Source organism: Frateuria sp. sgz306004, from assembly GCF_057750885.1.
The window spans coordinates 428,878-446,572 of the sequence record NZ_JBYLFE010000004.1 but is presented as its reverse complement, the minus strand read 5'-3'; the positions used below and the strand labels follow the sequence as shown (position 1 = coordinate 446,572).

Annotated in this window: 18 protein-coding genes; 14 read left to right on the top strand and 4 right to left on the bottom strand. The window is 64.1% G+C overall.

Annotation, left to right across the window (positions count from 1 at the left end):
• Nucleotides 1-15: 15 nt before the first annotated feature.
• Nucleotides 16-639: a TetR/AcrR family transcriptional regulator gene (locus AC3G2C_RS11095; protein ID WP_488384663.1), complete on the bottom strand. Its 624-nt coding sequence runs from the start codon at nt 637-639 to the stop codon at nt 16-18.
• Nucleotides 640-878: 239 nt separating this feature from the next.
• Between AC3G2C_RS11095 and ndk the strand changes: the two genes are divergently transcribed.
• The 8 genes from ndk to moeB all read left to right on the top strand — a co-directional run bounded on the left by ndk (nt 879) and on the right by moeB (nt 9,241).
• Nucleotides 879-1,304, top strand: a complete 426-nt coding sequence (gene ndk, locus AC3G2C_RS11090) for a nucleoside-diphosphate kinase (protein ID WP_488384662.1) — start codon at nt 879-881, stop codon at nt 1,302-1,304.
• Between the two features lie 101 nt (nt 1,305-1,405).
• Nucleotides 1,406-2,542: a dual-specificity RNA methyltransferase RlmN gene (gene rlmN, locus AC3G2C_RS11085; RefSeq protein ID WP_488384661.1), complete on the top strand. Its 1,137-nt coding sequence runs from the start codon at nt 1,406-1,408 to the stop codon at nt 2,540-2,542.
• Entirely contained in the window at nt 2,532-3,323 is a 792-nt protein-coding gene (gene pilW, locus AC3G2C_RS11080; RefSeq protein ID WP_488384660.1) for a type IV pilus biogenesis/stability protein PilW, read from the top strand. The genes rlmN and pilW overlap by 11 nt, the downstream gene beginning before the upstream one ends.
• A gap of 71 nt (nt 3,324-3,394) precedes the next feature.
• Nucleotides 3,395-4,381: a helix-turn-helix domain-containing protein gene (locus AC3G2C_RS11075; RefSeq protein WP_488384659.1), complete on the top strand. Its 987-nt coding sequence runs from the start codon at nt 3,395-3,397 to the stop codon at nt 4,379-4,381.
• Between the two features lie 153 nt (nt 4,382-4,534).
• Nucleotides 4,535-5,179 carry a YfgM family protein gene (locus tag AC3G2C_RS11070; protein ID WP_488384658.1) on the top strand — a complete coding sequence of 215 codons (645 nt, stop codon included), beginning with the start codon at nt 4,535-4,537 and terminating at the stop codon, nt 5,177-5,179.
• Complete coding sequence (bamB, locus tag AC3G2C_RS11065; protein ID WP_488384657.1) at nt 5,176-6,402, top strand: outer membrane protein assembly factor BamB; 1,227 nt, start codon at nt 5,176-5,178, stop codon at nt 6,400-6,402. The genes AC3G2C_RS11070 and bamB overlap by 4 nt, the downstream gene beginning before the upstream one ends.
• A 28-nt stretch (nt 6,403-6,430) precedes the next feature.
• Nucleotides 6,431-7,831, top strand: coding sequence for a ribosome biogenesis GTPase Der (gene der, locus AC3G2C_RS11060; protein ID WP_488384656.1), 1,401 nt, complete (start codon nt 6,431-6,433; stop codon nt 7,829-7,831).
• Between the two features lie 240 nt (nt 7,832-8,071).
• The gene (moeB, locus tag AC3G2C_RS11055) at nt 8,072-9,241 is read left to right on the top strand and encodes a molybdopterin-synthase adenylyltransferase MoeB (RefSeq protein WP_488384655.1); all 1,170 of its coding nucleotides are present in this window, start codon (nt 8,072-8,074) and stop codon (nt 9,239-9,241) included.
• Nucleotides 9,242-9,343: 102 nt separating this feature from the next.
• Here moeB and AC3G2C_RS11050 read toward each other — a convergent pair whose 3' ends face one another.
• Nucleotides 9,344-10,462: a GNAT family N-acetyltransferase gene (locus AC3G2C_RS11050; protein WP_488384654.1), complete on the bottom strand. Its 1,119-nt coding sequence runs from the start codon at nt 10,460-10,462 to the stop codon at nt 9,344-9,346.
• 64 nt (nt 10,463-10,526) lie between these two features.
• On the opposite strand from AC3G2C_RS11050, the gene folD reads away from it, so the two are divergent.
• From folD to guaA, 3 genes are all read left to right on the top strand, one after another.
• Complete coding sequence (gene folD, locus AC3G2C_RS11045; protein ID WP_488384653.1) at nt 10,527-11,393, top strand: bifunctional methylenetetrahydrofolate dehydrogenase/methenyltetrahydrofolate cyclohydrolase FolD; 867 nt, start codon at nt 10,527-10,529, stop codon at nt 11,391-11,393.
• Nucleotides 11,394-11,505: 112 nt separating this feature from the next.
• Nucleotides 11,506-12,963: an IMP dehydrogenase gene (gene guaB / locus AC3G2C_RS11040; protein WP_488384652.1), complete on the top strand. Its 1,458-nt coding sequence runs from the start codon at nt 11,506-11,508 to the stop codon at nt 12,961-12,963.
• A gap of 222 nt (nt 12,964-13,185) precedes the next feature.
• Nucleotides 13,186-14,766: a glutamine-hydrolyzing GMP synthase gene (guaA, locus tag AC3G2C_RS11035; RefSeq protein WP_488384651.1), complete on the top strand. Its 1,581-nt coding sequence runs from the start codon at nt 13,186-13,188 to the stop codon at nt 14,764-14,766.
• A gap of 81 nt (nt 14,767-14,847) precedes the next feature.
• Here guaA and AC3G2C_RS11030 read toward each other — a convergent pair whose 3' ends face one another.
• Nucleotides 14,848-15,009 carry a hypothetical protein gene (locus tag AC3G2C_RS11030; RefSeq protein ID WP_488384650.1) on the bottom strand — a complete coding sequence of 54 codons (162 nt, stop codon included), beginning with the start codon at nt 15,007-15,009 and terminating at the stop codon, nt 14,848-14,850.
• Between the two features lie 58 nt (nt 15,010-15,067).
• On the opposite strand from AC3G2C_RS11030, the gene AC3G2C_RS11025 reads away from it, so the two are divergent.
• Genes AC3G2C_RS11025 through AC3G2C_RS11015 form a run of 3 tightly spaced genes read left to right on the top strand, consistent with a single transcriptional unit; the run spans nt 15,068 to nt 17,189 of the window.
• Nucleotides 15,068-16,324 carry a tyrosine-type recombinase/integrase gene (locus tag AC3G2C_RS11025; protein ID WP_488384649.1) on the top strand — a complete coding sequence of 419 codons (1,257 nt, stop codon included), beginning with the start codon at nt 15,068-15,070 and terminating at the stop codon, nt 16,322-16,324.
• 60 nt (nt 16,325-16,384) lie between these two features.
• The gene (locus AC3G2C_RS11020) at nt 16,385-16,660 is read left to right on the top strand and encodes a hypothetical protein (protein ID WP_261526653.1); all 276 of its coding nucleotides are present in this window, start codon (nt 16,385-16,387) and stop codon (nt 16,658-16,660) included.
• Between the two features lie 4 nt (nt 16,661-16,664).
• Complete coding sequence (locus AC3G2C_RS11015; protein WP_488384648.1) at nt 16,665-17,189, top strand: helix-turn-helix transcriptional regulator; 525 nt, start codon at nt 16,665-16,667, stop codon at nt 17,187-17,189.
• A gap of 15 nt (nt 17,190-17,204) precedes the next feature.
• On the opposite strand, the gene AC3G2C_RS11010 is transcribed toward AC3G2C_RS11015, so the two are convergent.
• Nucleotides 17,205-17,582 (bottom strand): helix-turn-helix transcriptional regulator, encoded by a 378-nt coding sequence (locus tag AC3G2C_RS11010; RefSeq protein WP_488384647.1) that lies wholly within the window; start codon nt 17,580-17,582, stop codon nt 17,205-17,207.
• Nucleotides 17,583-17,695 lie beyond the last annotated feature (113 nt).

Below are 17,695 nucleotides of genomic sequence, written 5' to 3'. Positions count from 1 at the left end.
AGGCGAAACCGTGTATCAGGGTGACTTGAGACCGGCCGCGGCAAAGCGGATCAGGTGCTGGGCGGTCTGCTCGCGATGGCGTTCTTCGGGTACGTCGCTCTTGCGCTGGATCATGCCGAAGCCGGACATGGCGTGGGTCAGGGCGCCCGTCACCAGGTCAACGCGCCAGTACAGCTCCTCCTTGCTCAGGTGGGGCAGCAGGCGGGCGAATTCAGCGGTGAACTGGCGCATGACATGGCCGTAGTTGTCCGACAGGAACTTGCGCAGGGTGTCGTCGTGTTCGGCGAAGGCGCGGGCCAGCACGCGCATGAACAGCGAACCATTGCCATCGTGGGAAAGCTCCAGTGCAGGCTGGATGAAGGCCGCCAGCACGTCCTCGATGGTGGTGTCGGGCAGGCCGGCGACGCCCTGCAGGGCGGCCATGCGGCGCCCGTTGAGCTGGTCCAGGCGACGGCGGAACACCTCTTCGATCAGGCGATCCTTGGAGCCGAAGTGGTAGTTGACGGCGGCCAGGTTCACGCCAGCGGCGGCGGTCAGCTGTCGCAAGGACGCCCCGTCGAAGCCGTGGCGGGCGAACAATTCCTCGGCGGCACCGAGGATACGTTCCTTGGTCGGCTGGGCTGCGCTGTGGGCGGGCATGGTCCGTGGGCCTCGGCGTCGAATCAAACGATCGTTTGAGGATACGTCGCCCCGTTTGTGTCCGTCAAACGAACGTTTGGGGGCGGCCCCCGAAAGGCCTGCGTCCGGTTCCCGATTGGGTTAGAATCTGTCAAACTTTCGTGAGCTAAATCCGCAAAACTTGGCGGGATTTGGCATAACTTCGCCGGCATAGACCGGACCGCCCATTCAGACTTATTTCGTTTTCCCGGAGCAGACCCATGGCGCTGGAGCGCACCCTTTCCATTATCAAGCCCGACGCAGTCGCCAAGAACGTGATCGGCGAGATCTACTCCCGCTTCGAGAAGGCCGGCCTGAAGGTCGTCGCCTCCAAGATGAAGCAGCTGTCGCGCGCCGAAGCCGAAGGCTTCTACGCCGTGCACAAGGAGCGTCCGTTCTTCAACGCGCTGGTCGAGTTCATGATCTCCGGCCCGGTGATGATCCAGGTCCTGCAGGGCGACAATGCCGTCCTGAAGAACCGCGATCTGATGGGTGCCACCAACCCGAAGGAAGCCGCGCCGGGCACGATCCGCGCCGACTTCGCCGACTCCATCGACGCCAATGCGGTGCACGGTTCCGACGCAGCTGAAACGGCTGCCGTCGAAATCGCGTACTTCTTCGCCTCGACGGAAGTCTTCCCGCGCTAACGCGCGCGTTCTCCATGGAACGCGACATTCACACCACGAAACATCGCGTTCCATTGGAGAGCGAGAGCACACGAGGGCGGCATTGAGCCGCGGTTTTCAAGATGACTGACCAGGCCACATCCACCACCACCGAGAAGGTCAACCTGCTCGATTTCGATCGCCAGGGCTTGCGTGATTTCTTCGCGCAGCTGGGCGAGAAGCCTTATCGAGCCGAGCAGGTGATGAAGTGGATCTACCACCGCCTGGAAGACAACTTCGAAAACATGACCGACGTGGGCAAGGCGCTTCGGACCAAGCTCGAAGCGTCCTGCTACGTAGGGGCACCGAAGACCCTGTTCGACAAGGGTGCGGCCGACGGCACGCACAAGTGGCTGCTCGGCATGGATGGCGGCAACGCCATCGAGGCGGTGTACATCCCCGAGCCCACCCGTGGCACGCTGTGCGTGTCCTCGCAGGTCGGTTGCGGCCTGAACTGCCAGTTCTGCTCCACCGCGACGCAGGGCTTCAACCGCAACCTCGCCACGTCCGAAATCATCGGGCAGATGTGGGTGGCGGCCAAATACCTCGGCAACGTCACGCACCAGAACCGCCGCATCACCAACGTGGTGATGATGGGCATGGGCGAGCCGTTGCTCAACTTTGATAACGTCACCAAGGCGATGAGCCTGATGCGCGATGACCTGGGCTTTGGCCTGGCGTCCAAGCGCGTCACGCTGTCCACCGCCGGCCTGGTGCCGATGATCGACAAGCTGTCGGAAACCATCGACGTTTCGCTGGCGGTGTCGCTGCACGCGGCGAACGACGAGCTGCGCACCGAGCTGGTGCCGCTCAACAAGCGTTACCCCATCGAAGAACTGCTCGGCGCCTGCCGCCGCTGGCTGGAGCGCAAGCCGCGCACCTCGATCACCTTTGAGTACACCCTGATGAAGGGTGTCAATGACCAGCCCGAGCACGCGCGCCAGCTGATCAAGCTGATGCGTCGCCTGCCCAACTGCAAGGTCAACCTGATTCCGTTCAATCCATTTCCTGGCACGCGTTTCGAGCGTTCCGACGCCGACACCATCCGCGCCTTCCAGACCCAGTTGCTCAACGCCAACGTGTTGACGATGCTGCGCCGCACGCGTGGCGACGACATCGATGCCGCGTGTGGTCAGCTCAAGGGGCAGGTATTGGATCGCACCCGTCGCCAGGCCGAATTTCGCAAGCGTCTGGACGAAGGGGCGAGTCATGCGGCTTGATCGAGTCTTAGTGGGTGCGGGTGTTGTCTTGGCCATGGCCGGCTGCGTGAGCACCGGCACCAATGGTTCGGGCAGCACGCCCATTCCGCACACCACCAAGGCCGAAAAGCGCGAAGAGGGCGCTCGGGTCCATACCGAGTTGGCCCAACAGTACATGGCCAATGGCGACCTGCAGGACGCCATGGTCAAGCTCAACAAGGCCCTTCAGTTCGACCCCAACTATGTGCCGGCCCACACCGTGCTGGCGGTGGTCTACGAGCGCATCAACGATATGCCTAATGCGGAGCTGCATTACCGTAAGGCTGCCTCGTTGGCGCCGGACAAGGGCGACACCAACAACAACCTCGGTTGGTTCCTCTGCAACCGAGAGGGCAAGACGGCGGAGGCCATGCCGTACTTCCAGAAGGCCGTGGCCGATCCGTTCTACCAGACCCCGGCCCTGGCCTGGTCCAATGCAGGCATCTGCCTGACTCGCGCCAACGACTTTGCCGGTGCCGAAGCCGACTTCCGCAAGGCTCTGGCGATCGATCCGCAGGACCCGGGGGCGTTGTATCAACTCGCCAACGTGCTTTATCTTCAGAACGATGCGTTCCGCGCACGTGCCTTCATCCAGCGCTTCGATGCGTTGGGGCAGCCGAGCGCGGCCTCGCTCAAGCTAGGTCATGACATCGAATCCCGGTTGGGCAACAGGGATGCTGCTCTCAACTACGGTAGGCGACTGCAGAGCCAGTTCCCGGATTCGGAACAGGCGCACGCCCTCGACGCAACCGCAAGCCAATGACACATCAGCAGTCAAATACGGCCGATAGCGGCAACCGAGACCACCCAAATACTGAAACTCCTGGCGTCATCATGGACACGGAATACACCCCGCAGGAAACCGTCAGCGCCACGTTCGGCTCGCGATTGCGCGCAGTGCGCGAAGCGCGAGGCCTCGACGTGGAATCATGCGCACATGCGTTGCGCCTCCCCACGCGCGTGCTGCGTCAGTTGGAAGGCAACGACTACGCCGGCATCGATTACCAGGTGTATCTCGGCGGCTACCTCACCAAATACGCACGCTATTTGGGCGTGGACGAGGTCGAGGTAAAGGCGGAGCTGGAGCGCATCAGGCCGTCGCAGCCCACCCTGGTTGCCACGGGCGGCATCTCGCACTCGCGCTATCTGCTGGAGCATTACGCGCGCGCGGCCACTTATGTGGTGCTCACGGCGGCCATCGTTGTGCCCACCATTTGGTTGGGTGTGCGTGGCACGCTGGATCGCGAAGTGAGTCATCTGGCCCCGCTGGATGCGGCTCCCGTGGCACAGGCGGATGCTCCGGCTCCTGCGGCCAGTGCGACAGCGTCCCGTCTCGTGACCGACGGGGTGGGCGATAACGCGGCTCTCGCGGTTGCCTCCAACGCACCCCGGGCCGCCGATGCTCCGGCGGCAGCACCGGTCGCCGCCCCGCAGGTGACGAGCCAGGATCAGCAGCCGCTGATGGCTTCGATGACTCCTTTTCCGAGCCTTGGCGAGGCCGTGCCGCACGCTGCGCCCGCGCCCGCTGCCGCCGACTCGGTGGGCAATGGTGCGCATAGCCTGGCCTTGACGCTGCCCTCCGCGAGCTGGGTAGAGGTCACTGCCAAGGATGGTTCGCGCCTGGAATATGGTTTGCTGCCCGCCGGCAGCACCAAGACTTACCACAGCGACCAGCCGCTGGAAGTGCGCATCGGCAATGCCACGGGCGCCCAGGTCATGCTGGATGGCCAGCCCATGGCGCTGGACAGCTACCGTCGCTCCAACGTGGCGCATTTTCGTATCGAAGTGCGCGACGGCAAGGCCGCGCCCAGCGGCGCCTGATCGGCGAGCCGGACCTGTGCGGTCCGGCGCAATCGGTTATGCTTGCCCATTGTCTGTCCGCCACTAGACGGACGGTTCGGGCTGGTTACTTTTTCCGCAACCTAGGGGCTCCATTAGGGCACCCTCGTGATGCGGCTCCCCCAAGGTGATTGCATGGCATTTGAAGCGTACGACGAATACGAACAGAGCGAACGCGTACAGCAGTGGCTACGTCAGAACGGCCTGTCCATCGTCGTCGGTATCGCCATTGGCCTGGTCGGCATCTTCGGCTGGCAGCAGTGGAACAAGCACAAAGATGCGCACTTGACGGAGGCGGCCAATCTCTACCAGCAGGTACAGAGCGCCGTAGCGGCCGGCAAGGCCGATAACGCCAACGCGCTCACCGAGCAGCTTCTCAAGGATTATGCCGACACCACCTACGCCGTGTTCGCGGTCAGCGATCGCGCGCAGCGTCAGGTGCAGGACAAGGCGTTGGACAAGGCCATCGAATCGCTTGGCTGGGCGGAAAGCCACGCCAGCGACGCCAACCTCAAGGCACTCACGCAGCTGCGAATCGCGCGCGTGCAGTTGGCCCAGGACAAGGCGGCCGATGCGTTGACGACGCTCGACCGTATGCCCCCCAAGAGCTTCGAGGGCGTGGCGCAGGAACTACGTGGCGATGTGCTGGTCAAGCTTGGGCGTCCTGACGATGCCCGCAAGGCATATGTCGCCGCCAAGGCGGCACTGGGCGAGAACGCGCTGCCTAGCGTGCAGATGAAAATCGATGATCTGGCCGTGGCCGGGAAGCAGGGTGCATGAAACCTGAAGTGAAGAAGCACGGTGCGATGCAGCGCGTGTGGCTGGTGGCGCTGACCTCGCTGGTGGCCCTTGCCGGCTGCCACTCGTTCAAGAAGGAAAACGTCCAGCCGCCCACGCCGCTGGCGAAGGATTTCAAGCCCACCACCCAGGTGACCCGCGTGTGGACCGCCAGCGTCGGTCACGGCGCCGGCGACAGTGGTGTGCGCCTGCGTCCGGCTGTGGCCGATGGCGTGCTTTACGCCGCCAGCACGGATGGCAAGCTGGCTGCATTCGACGCGGCCAGCGGCAAGCAAATCTGGGAAAAGAGCAGCCGCACCCAGGGTTGGTTCGGCTGGGGCGACAAGAAGCGCGCCGATGCGCTCTACGCCGGCGGCCCGTCCGCCTCGGGCGATCTGCTGGTCATCGGTACCCTCGACGGTCACATCTACGGCATCAATGCCAAAGATGGCAGCCCGCGCTGGGAGTCGGTGGTCAACTCCGAGGTGATTTCCCCGGCAGCCATCGCCGGTAATCTGGTGGTGGCCCGTACGCAGGATGGTCGCGTCTACGGCATCGACAGCAGCAACGGCGAGCGTCGCTGGGTCTACGACCAGAGCACCGTGCCTCTGCTCAGCTTGCGCGGCAATGGCCCGCTGCTGGTTGCCAACGGCGTGGTGTTCCTGGGTAGCGACGCCGGCAAGCTGGTGGCGCTGCGCCTGGACAATGGCGAAAAGCTGTGGGAGCAGACCCTGGCGAGCGGCGAAGGTCGTACGGAAATCGAACGCCTGAGCGACGCCGATGGCGGCATTCTGCTCGACGGCAGCACGCTCTATGGTGCCGCTTATCACGGCAACCTGAGTGCGGTGGACGGCCCCAGCGGCCGCCCGCTGTGGTCGCGCCCGTTCTCCACCTTTACTGCCATCGACGTGGCGCCCAACGCTATCTACGGCGTCAACGACGAGTCGCAGGTGTGGGCGTTCGACAAGAACGGCGGCGCCGACATGTGGAAGAACGACGCCCTGAAGTACCGCTGGCTCACTGGCCCGGTCGTGCAGGGTGACTACGTGGTCGTCGCCGATATGGAGGGTTACGTGCACTGGCTGCAAACCGGTGACGGTGCGCTGGCTGCGCGCGAGCGCCTGTCCAAGAAGCCCATCCGCGCCCAGCCGTTGGTGGTGGGCGACACCGTGTACGTCGAAGACGTGAAGGGCCGCATCGGCGCTTACCGTCTCGGCGGACGCTGATCGCACGTTATAAGGTTTGGTCTGACTCATGCTGCCCGTCGTTGCCCTGGTCGGTCGTCCCAATGTCGGTAAATCGACCTTCTTCAATGCTCTGACGCGCAGCCGTGACGCCCTGGTGGCCGATATGCCGGGCGTCACTCGCGATCGCCACTACGGCGTGTGCCGAACCGGTGCACGCCCCTTCGTGGTGGTGGATACCGGCGGTCTCTCCGGTGTAGAGGAGGGCCTGGATGCGCTCACCGCGCAACAGGTGCGCTACGCCATCGAAGAGGCCAACGTGCTGGTGTTCGTGGTGGACGCCCGTGATGGGTTGCTACCACAGGATCGCACCATCCTCGATGAGCTTCGCCGCAGCGGCAAGCCGATCATCGCCGCGGTCAACAAGACGGATGGCCTGGATCTGCAGAACGCCATGGCGGAGTTCGCGGCCTTTGGCATTGCGAACACCTTGCCGATCGCAGCCGCGCACAACCGTGGCTCCGACGACGTGGTAGCGGCCGCGCTCCAGCTGTTGCCGGAGGACGCTCACGAAGAACTGGCGCCCGGTGAGGAAGGCAGCGTTCGCGTCGCCATCGTGGGCCGCCCGAATGCCGGCAAGTCCACGCTGATCAATCGCCTGCTGGGCGAGGATCGCCTGATCGTGTCCAGCGTGGCCGGTACCACCCGCGACCCCATCGCGGTGTCGCTGGAACGTGATGGTCGCAAGTACACCCTGATCGACACCGCTGGCGTGCGCCGCAAGGCCCGTGTGGAAGAGGCGGTGGAGAAGTTCTCCGTCATCAAGACACTGCAGTCCATGGCCGCCGCCCAGGTGGTCGTGGTGATGGTCGATGCACGCGAGAACCTGGCCGATCAGGACCTCACCCTCATCGGCCATGCCGTGGACGAGGGCAGGGCGCTGGTGATTGCCGTGAACAAGTGGGACGGCATGGACAGCTACCAGCGCGAGCAGTGCCAGAACGCGCTGGCACGTCGCCTGCAGTTCGTGGACTGGGCCAAGACGGTGTTCATCTCCGCACTGCATGGCTCGGGCCTACGCGAGCTGATGAAAGCCATCGTGCGTGCGCACCATGCGGCCACCAAGGAGCTGGGCTCCTCCGAGCTTACCCGCACGCTGGAGCGCGCCTACGAGGGCTACCAGCCTCCGCTGGTACGTGGACATGCACCCAAGCTGCGCTTTGCGCATCCGGGTGGCACCAATCCGCCCACCATCGTGATTCACGGCAGCCGCACCAAGCACATTGCGCCGGCCTACCGTCGCTATCTCGAAAACTTCTTCCGCAAGCGCTTCCGCCTGGAAGGTACGCCCATTCGCATCGATTTCCGTGATGGCGAGAACCCCTACGCGGGCAAGAAGAACGTGTTGACGGAGGCGCAGGTGCGCAAGCGTCAACGCATGATTCGCGAGATGAAAAAGCGCAAGCGCTGAGGATGCGGTGCGCGGCTTTTTCAGGCCGCCGTCGATGCCTGGCGCTGTCGCCGCGCTAGTTGCTCAGTTTGCTCCGCACGTCTTAGTTGGCCATTCCGGGAAGGTCTGGTGACCGATCGGTTTCCCGGTGGGTGTGTCCAGGGCTTCGTCATGACTGAGACGGTCTCCTGGGCAGGCCTTGAGCGCAGGTCAGGACGCAGGCGTGCCTGCCCGACCCTTCCAGGTTCTATGCTATGCGTCATGAGCACCTCCTCTGATCGCGAATCCTGGCTCGCTGCATTGCGCCAGCGTATCCCTGAAGTGTCGCCTGTCGAGGCACTGGCCCGGCAAGCGCATGGCGCCCTGCTGATCGACGTGCGCGAGGATGGCGAACGCGCCAGTGGCTCGCCGCCGGGGGCGCTGGGGCTGTCGCGCGGGTTCCTGGAGCTTCGCATCGAGCAGGTCGAGCCCAACCGCGAGCGTGAGGTGATTGCGCTTTGCGGCAGTGGCCAGCGTTCCTTGCTTGCCGCCGAAGCGTTGGAGCGCCTGGGCTACAGGCGGGTGTCCTCCGTAGCAGGCGGGTTCAATCGCTGGAAGTCCGAAGGTCTGCCCGTAGCCACTGGCACCCTCGATGCGGATGCCGCCGAGCGCTACTCCCGTCAGCTGCGTCTGCCGCAGGTGGGCGAAGCGGGGCAGGCGCGCTTGGGGGCGGCGCGAGTCGTTCTGCTTGGTGCCGGCGGGCTCGGTGCGCCGGCTGCGCTGTATCTGGCCGCGGCGGGCGTCGGGCAGCTTACCTTGATCGATGACGACGTGGTGGAGCGCTCCAACCTGCATCGTCAGGTGATCCACGCCGATGCGCGTGTGGGCATGCCAAAGACCGAATCCGCGCGCCTGACCCTGGCGGCGCTTAATCCGCGTGTACGTGTGGAGGTCCGCAACGAGCGCCTGCAGAGCGACAACGTCGAGCGCTTGCTTGCCGGGCACGACCTGGTGATCGACGGCGCCGATAATTTCCCCGCGCGTTACTTGGTGGCCGCCGCTTCTCGGCAACTTCGCTTGCCCATGGTGTACGGCGCGGTCGAGCGTTTTACGGGGCAGGTGTCGGTGTTCGATCCGCGTCGCACGGACTCGCCTTGCTATCGCTGCCTGTTCCCCGAACCGCCCTCGGCGGCCGAGGCGCCCAACTGCAGCGAGGCGGGTGTGCTGGGCGTGCTGCCGGGCATCGTGGGGTTGCTGCAGGCCACCGAAGCGCTCAAGTTGATCCTGGGCATGGGTGAGCCGCTGGTGGGGCGCCTATTGGGTTTCGATGCGCTGGCCATGCGTTTTCGCGAAACACGACTTGCACGCGACCCGGAGTGCCCGGGCTGCGGTGCGCACGCCAGCTTCCAGGGCTACGAGGATATTCAGCAGTTGTGCGCCATGGCGGGCTGAGTTTGGCTGGTTAGTGCCTCACATGTTCCGCGCTGTACGCCCTTTGGCGGACGCATGCACGCGACGCGGGCCGCGTGCCAGGCGGAAGTCAGGGGTTGGCGCTCAGCTCAGGTCGCTCGCGGTCAGTGCATAGATGGCCGCGTCGCGGGGCTCGCCGCGAAGCACCAGTCGTCGGCGCGCCAAGCCCTCAAGCGTGGCGCCGACTTTTTCGGCCACTCGCCGGCTGGCGAGGTTGTCGTCGATCACCACGATTTCCAGGCGCTGCAATTCGGGAATGCGTAATGCGTGGGCGGCGAGCAATCGCACGGCGGCGGTAGCTGCGCCTTCGCCCTGGCGCGACTGGCGCACCCAGTAGCCAAGGTTGGCTATGCGGTATTCGTGCTGCCAGTGGTTGAGGCCAATGCTGCCTACCAGCCGATGGTCGCCATCGACAATGGCGAGTGCGCACTCGTCGCCCACGCCGCGCCACGCAAGTCGCGTGCGCCCGATCCAGTGCAGAGCGTCGTCCACGCTATAGGCGGGTGTGCACCAGTCCAGCCAGCGGCCTACCGTATCGACCGATTCCAGCAGCGCGTGCTGCAAAGCCTGTGCATCGCTGGGCTGGTACGCGCGTAACCGCCAGGTGCCATCGCTAAGCGCTGGGGCGGGCAGGGGCGTGTCCTGCTCCGGCGGCAGCAGTGAGTAGACCGCCGCAGGCTCGGGCTTTCCCCGTTCGATAATGCGGCTGGGCGAGATGCCATCGAAATGGGCGCCGGTGCGTTCGGCGGTGCGTCGGCTGGCGCGGTTATCCACCGCCACCACGATCTCGATGCGCGCCAGGCCCAAGGTGCCGAAGCCGAAGCCCGCGATGGCCCGGATGGCCGCACTGGCAATCCCTTTGCCTTGTTCGGATTGCCGAATCCAGTAACCCAGGTTGGCACTGCGGCGGTCGGTGTCGATGCGGTTGAGGCAAATGTCGCCCAGCAGCCGGCTAGCTGTGTCGTAGATGCCAAAGGCGTACATAGCGCCCTGCGCCCACCCCTCCTGGCATTGGGCGACACGGGCGAGGCAATCGAGCAGGGTAGCGCCTTGCTGCAGGCGGGGAATCCAGCGGCCGGCGGTATCTCCAGACTCCGCGATGGCCTCGTGCATGGCCTGCGCCTGGTCTGGCTCCCATGGCCGCAGGCGCAAGCTGGCGACAGCAAGTTCCAGCGGTTCGGTCGGTCGGTGCAGGGCGGCCATGCAAACTGGTTTGTGTGCGCGGGGCGGAGCCCGGATAATACGTCTCTTTGCAGGTTACCCGACTATGACCGCACGCATCCTCGACGGCAAACGCATTGCGCAGGAATTGATGGAGCGGATCGGCCGGCGCGTTGCCGAACGCAAGGCCAAGGGCTTGGCCGAACCGGGGTTAGCGGTGGTGCTGGTGGGCGACGATGCCGCATCCTCGGTCTACGTGCGCAACAAGCGCAAGGCTTGCCATCAGGTTGGTTTTCGCTCCTTCGATTTCGACTTGCCCAGCAGCACCTCGCAGGACGAGTTGTTCGCACTCATTGATCGGCTCAATGCCGATTCGGCCGTGCACGGCATCCTGGTGCAGTCGCCGCTTCCCGAACACATCGATGAAGACGCCCTGGTCGATCGCATCGATCCGGCCAAGGACGTGGATGGTTTCCAGGCCGTGAACGTGGGTCGCCTTGCGTTGCGTCGCTTTGGTTTGCGTCCGTGCACGCCGCGCGGCGTGATGACCCTGCTCGGCCACACCGATCGCCCGGTGCGCGGCCAGCATGCCGTGGTGGTCGGTGTATCCAACCATGTGGGTCGCCCGCTGGCGTTGGAGCTGTTGATCGCCGGCTGCACCACCACGTGCTGCCACAAGTTCACCCGTGACCTGGAGAGCTTCGTGCGCCAGGCGGACATTGTGATCGTGGCGGTGGGCAAGCCAGGCCTGGTCAAGGGCGAGTGGATCAAGCCGGGTGCCGTGGTGATCGACGTGGGCATCAATCGCCTGGAGGACGGTCGCCTGGTCGGCGACGTGGACTTCGATGCCGCTGCCGAGCGCGCAAGCTGGATCACGCCGGTGCCAGGTGGCGTGGGTCCGATGACGGTGGCGACGCTGCTGGAGAACACGCTGGAAGCGGCCGAGGCGCGCGCCCAGTTGCAGCACGGCTGAGGCCCTTTGCCGCAGGCCATCGTTGCGCCTGCGGCAACAAACTGTTCATGTGGCGTGTGGCAGGGAATCGGCGTTCCGCGTATAATTCTCTCTTTGCAGCGGGACTTTTCGCATGCGCATCCTCGCCGAGGCTCTCACCTACGACGACGTCTATCTCGTTCCGGCCCATTCGGCCGTTCTGCCGCGTGATGTAGACACTTCCACGCGACTTACCCGAAACCTGCGCCTGAACATCCCCATCGTGTCCGCCGCCATGGATACGGTCACCGAAGCCCGCCTCGCCATCACCATGGCCCAGCAGGGCGGCATCGGCATCATTCACAAGAACATGTCCGCCGAGCAACAGGCCGCCGAAGTGCGCCTGGTCAAGAAGTTCGAGGCCGGCGTGATCCGCAGCCCCATCACCGTGGGCCCGCAGACGTCCATCGGCGAAGTGCTTCGCCTGACCCGCGCCCACAACATCTCCGGCGTGCCGGTGGTGGAAGGCGAGAAGCTGGTCGGCATCGTCACCAGCCGCGACCTGCGTTTTGAGCGCAAGCACGAAGACCCCGTGCGCAACATCATGACCCGCCAGGACAAGCTGGTGACGGTGCGTGAGGGCGCCAGCCAGGACGACGTGCTCGAGCTGCTGCACAAGAACCGCATCGAAAAGGTGCTGGTGGTGAATGACGACTACCAGCTGCGTGGTCTCATCACCGTCAAGGACATTCAGAAAGCCCGCGACAACCCGAACGCCGCCAAGGATCGCCTGGAGCGCCTGCTGGTGGGTGCCGCAGTCGGCGTGGGCGGCGACACCGAGCAGCGTGTGGAAGCGCTGGTCGATGCCGGTGTGGACGTGATTGTCGTGGATACCGCGCACGGCCATTCGCAGGGCGTGATCGATCGCGCCGCATGGGTGAAGAAGCGCTATCCGCAGGTGCAAGTGATTGCCGGCAACATCGTCACCGGCGAAGCGGCGCGTGCGCTGCTGGGCGCTGGCGTGGATGCGGTGAAGGTGGGCGTGGGCCCGGGCTCCATCTGCACGACGCGCGTCGTGGCTGGCGTGGGCGTACCGCAGATCACCGCGATCGATCTGGTCGCCACCGCGCTGAAGGACGAAATCCCGTTGATCGCCGATGGCGGCATCCGCTACTCGGGTGACATTCCCAAGGCACTGGCCGCCGGTGCATCCACCGTCATGCTCGGCTCGATGTTTGCCGGCACGGAAGAATCGCCGGGCGACGTGGAACTGTTCCAGGGCCGCTCCTACAAAAGCTACCGTGGCATGGGTTCGCTGGGCGCGATGGCGCTGGGTTCCAAGGATCGTTACTTCCAGGACGAAGCTGACGCCGACAAGCTCGTGCCCGAGGGCATCGAAGGTCGCGTGCCGTACCGTGGTTCGCTGCGCAACATCATCCACCAGCTGATCGGCGGCCTGCGTGCCTCGATGGGCTACCTGGGTGCGGCCACCGTCGAGGATGTGCGCAACAACGCGCAGTTCGTGAAGGTGACCAGCGCTGGCGTCACCGAGGCGCATCCGCACGACATCCAGATCACCAAGGAAGCGCCGAACTATCGGCTCAACTCCTGAGGCAGGAACAGGGGAGCTGCCGGTCATGCCCCTTATGTCAGGCAGCTCCTTGTCCATGCTGAATCGTCATTCCAGCGAAAGCGGGCACCCAGCGCCTTCGGTGCTGCGAGAAAAAGCGCTGGGTCCCGGCTTTCGCCGGGATGACGGTCATGAAGATATTCGCAGGTCGGGGCGTTGCGGCGTTCCGACCTTTCTCATTTTCGAACTCTGACTTTCGCCGCCATGACCGATATCCATAGCGACAAAATCCTCATCCTCGACTTCGGCGCGCAGTACACCCAGCTGATCGCTCGCCGCGTGCGCGAGATCGGCGTGTACTGCGAAATCTGGGCGTGGGACCACGACCCGGCCGAAATCGCCGCCTTCGGCGCCAAGGGCATCATCCTTTCCGGTGGACCGGAATCGACCACGCTGCCGGGCGCGCCCAAGGCGCCGCAGGAAGTGTTCGACTCGGGCCTGCCCATCCTGGGCATCTGCTACGGCATGCAGACCCTGGCCGCCCAGCTTGGTGGCGCCACGGAAGCGGCCGACGCCCGCGAGTTCGGCCATGCCGAAGTGGACATCGTGTCGACCAGCCGCCTGTTCGCGGGCCTCAGCGACCACGACAGCACGCACCGTTTGGACGTCTGGATGAGTCACGGCGATCACGTCGCCCAGGCGCCGCCGGGCTTCACCATCACCGGCACCACCGATCGCATTCCGGTCGCCGTGATGGAGAACGAGGACAAGCGCTGGTACGGCGTGCAGTTTCACCCCGAGGTGACCCACACCAAGCAGGGCACCGCGCTGCTGCAGCGTTTCGTCACGGATATTTGCGGCTGCCAGACCTTGTGGACCGCCGCGCACATCATCGAAGACCAGATCGCCCGCGTGCGCGAGCAGGTTGGCGACGATCACGTGCTGCTGGGCCTTTCCGGCGGCGTGGATTCCTCCGTGGTGGCGGCACTGCTGCATCGTGCCATCGGCAAGCAGCTCACCTGCGTGTTCGTCGACACCGGCCTGCTGCGCTGGCAGGAAGGCGACCAGGTGATGGCCACCATGGCCGAGCACATGGGCGTCAAGGTTATTCGCGTCAACGCCGCAGAGCGCTATTTCGCGGCACTGGAAGGCGTGGCCGACCCGGAAGCCAAGCGCAAGATCATCGGCCGACTGTTCGTGGAGATCTTCGACGAAGAGTCTGCCAAGGTCACCGCCGCTGGCCATGGCCAGGTGAAGTGGCTGGCGCAGGGCACCATCTACCCCGACGTGATCGAGTCCGCCGGCAGCAAGACCGGCAAGGCGCACGTGATCAAGAGCCATCACAACGTGGGTGGCCTGCCGGAGCACATGAAGCTCAAGCTGGTCGAGCCGCTGCGAGAGTTGTTCAAGGACGAGGTGCGCCGCATCGGCGTGGAACTCGGCCTGCCGCGCGCAATGGTCTACCGCCATCCGTTCCCGGGCCCGGGCCTGGGCGTGCGCATCCTTGGCGAAGTGAAGCCGGAGTACGCCGAGTTGCTCGCCCGTGCCGACGCCATCTTCATCGAAGAGCTGCGCGCTTGGGATCTCTACGACAAGACCAGCCAGGCCTTCGCCGTGTTCCTGCCGGTGAAGTCGGTGGGCGTGGTGGGCGACGCGCGCGCCTATGAATGGGTGATCGCCCTGCGCGCCGTAGAAACCATCGACTTCATGACCGCGCATTGGGCACACCTGCCGTACGACTTCCTTGGCAAGGTTTCCAATCGCATTATCAATGAGTTACGCGGTGTTTCTCGCGTTGTTTATGACATCAGCGGCAAGCCCCCGGCGACTATTGAGTGGGAGTGAAATCAGGTCCTTCGGGGACTATCGCGGGCTTTCGAAAAACTGTCGTAACGTGTTGATTTAAAAGAAGATACGTCACAATGGCTATCGGTAGCTATCGCCGGCCAGCAGAACAGGTTGGCGGTGGAACTGGCGGTAAGAATCGAGGACCGGATTAAGACCGTCCCGTTCACTATCCAGACCAAACCCGTCTTTGACGGTAAAGGTCTGCTCGGGAAAGCTTGTTTTATGCGGCTTTCCCGGCATCAGCAGGTCTCCTGGCCCCTGACGGTAAAAGCCGTCACGAAACAGGAGAAAAACCTCGATGCTTACCGACACAGCACTGCGCAATCTCAAGCCTAAGTCCAAGATTTATAAGGCTTCAGACCGCGATGGGATGTACGTAACGGTATCGCCTACCGGTACCGTCACCTTCCGCTACGACTACCGTCTCAACGGACGCCGCGAAACCCTCACCATTGGCCGCTATGGCCCTGCCGGTATTTCGCTGGCCCTGGCCCGTGAAAAGCTGATCGACGCCAAAAAGGCCGTCGCTCAGGGCAAGTCTCCCGCGCTTGAGAAACAGCGCGAGAAGCGCCGCCTGAACGCCGCCAAGACATTCGGCGAGATGACCGGGAAGTGGCTGGCGGGCGCCCGGATGGCCGACAGTACTAAGGCGATGCGCAAGAGCATCGTCGATCGGGACATCTTGCCTGCCTTCGAGAACCGGCAACTCAACGAGATCGCCTCCGACGACCTGCGAGCCCTGTGCAACAAGGTGAAGGAGCGTGGCGCTCCCGCCACTGCGGTGCACATCCGCGACATCGTGAAGCAGGTCTATGCCTTCGCCATCTTGCACGGCGAGAAGGTGGAGAACCCTGCTTCCGATGTGGGGGCCGCGTCGATCGCGACCTTCGTGCCGAAGGATCGCGCCTTGTCGCCGCTTGAGATCCGCCTGATGGCGCGACAGATGGAATCGGTGGCGACCTATCCGACCATCCGGCTGGCGTTACGCATGATTCTGCTGACGCTGGTGCGCAAGAGCGAACTGATCCAAGCCACCTGGGATGAGGTTGATTTCGAGAACGCGACTTGGACCATCCCGAAGCAGCGGATGAAGGGGCGCAACCCCCATGTCGTCTACCTGTCGCGCCAGGCGCTCGACATCTTCGTGGCATTGCACACGTGCGCGGCCGGTTCCAAGTTCGTGCTGCCGTCGCGCTATGACGCCGACCGTTGCATGTCGAACGCGACCCTCAACCGGGTCACGCAGATCGTGGCAGAACGGGCCATGGCTGCCGGCTTGCCGCTTGAGCCGTTCACTGTCCATGACCTGCGCCGTACCGGCTCGACGCTTCTCAACGAGATCGGCTTCAACCGCGACTGGATCGAGAAGTGTCTGGCCCATGAGGACGGACGTTCTTCGCGCTCGATCTACAACAAAGCCGAGTACGCCGAGCAGCGGCGCCACATGCTGCAAGAGTGGGCCAACATGGTTGATGCCTGGATCGACGGGCAGACCTATGTGCCGAAGCTGATGCCAGAAAACGTCGTCGTGCCGACGTTGAGCGCGACGGCCTGAAAGGGCGGGCGGGTTGTCACTTGACAACCCTTTCAATCATCCCCATACTGGAGATCACGGATGGCCCGTTCCTCTCATCCGAAGAAAGAGGTCGAGGAAGCTCTCAGGCACGCCGAAGGGCAGGGCTGGCGCGTCGAAGTCGGCGGCAGCCACGCTTGGGGGCGGATTTACTGTCCGTACAACGACGAGGAATGCCGCTGCGGCGAGTTCTGCATCACGTCGATATGGAGTACGCCGAAGAACCCCGGCAACCACGCCCGCGCCTTGCGGCGGGTCGTGGACAACTGCACCACGCATCGTAAGCAGCGCGAGGCTGATGCCGATGCCAAGGAGTAGCGCGATGGAATACACCTTTACCTTGAAGTACCAGCTTGCCGAGGATGACCGCGACCTGGACGCACTCGTCGAGCGCCTGGGTGAAGCCGGCTGCGACGATGCCTTGGTCGGCATCGGCCAGCCAGGGCGGTTAGGGCTGGAGTTCACCCGCGAGGCGGCCGACGCAGATGCCGCCGTGCGCAGTGCGTTGGCGGATGTGCGTAGTGCCATACCGTCGGCGAAGTTGATCGAGGTCGCACCCGATCTGGTCGGACTAACCGACGTGGCCGACATCGTGGGTGTTTCCCGGCAGAACATGCGAAAGCTTATGCTGGCGCATCCGGGCAGCTTTCCCGCGCCGGTGCACGAGGGCAGTGCATCGATTTGGCACCTGGCTGACGTGCTGACTTGGTTGCAGGCCAAGGGCAGCTACTCGCTGGCCAAGGACGTACTGGACGTGGCGCGGGTGGCTCTGCAGGTCAACGTGGCGAAGGAAGGCCAGCGGTTGCCACGCTCGGCGTCCGAGAAGCTGCGGGCCTTGGTTGGATGAGGCGCATCGCCGGCGTCATCCCTCGCTCGAACCCGCCCGAACAGGGCGGGTTTTTCGTAGGTGGACATCCGGTTTCGAGCTGTTGCCGCGAGGCGCCTGCTTGCGTTCTTCGATCCAGGCTTCCACTTCGGCCAGGTCCCACACGACGCAACGAGGCGTCAGGTTGAAGCGACGTGGGAATTCGCCGCGGCGCTCCATCTCGTAGATCGTCGTTTCGGCCAAGGGCACGATCTGCCGCAGTTCCTGGCGGCGAATGGTGCGGCGAAATGGCAAAACGCCAGACTTCGGAAACTGTGGGAGTTCCCCATAGGCGGCCGAACCGGGCAGCGGGGCGGCCACGAGGGTCGTGGATTCCTGGGCTCCGCCAATTTTGGGTAACGGGGTATTCTCCATATCGCACTCCACGAGTATTGATGCCGCAAACCACGAAGCAATGGTGGCTTTTGTTGGCTATCGGTGAAACTCGTTGGGGCGTAGTGAGGCGTATTGAAGAATAGATAACTAGG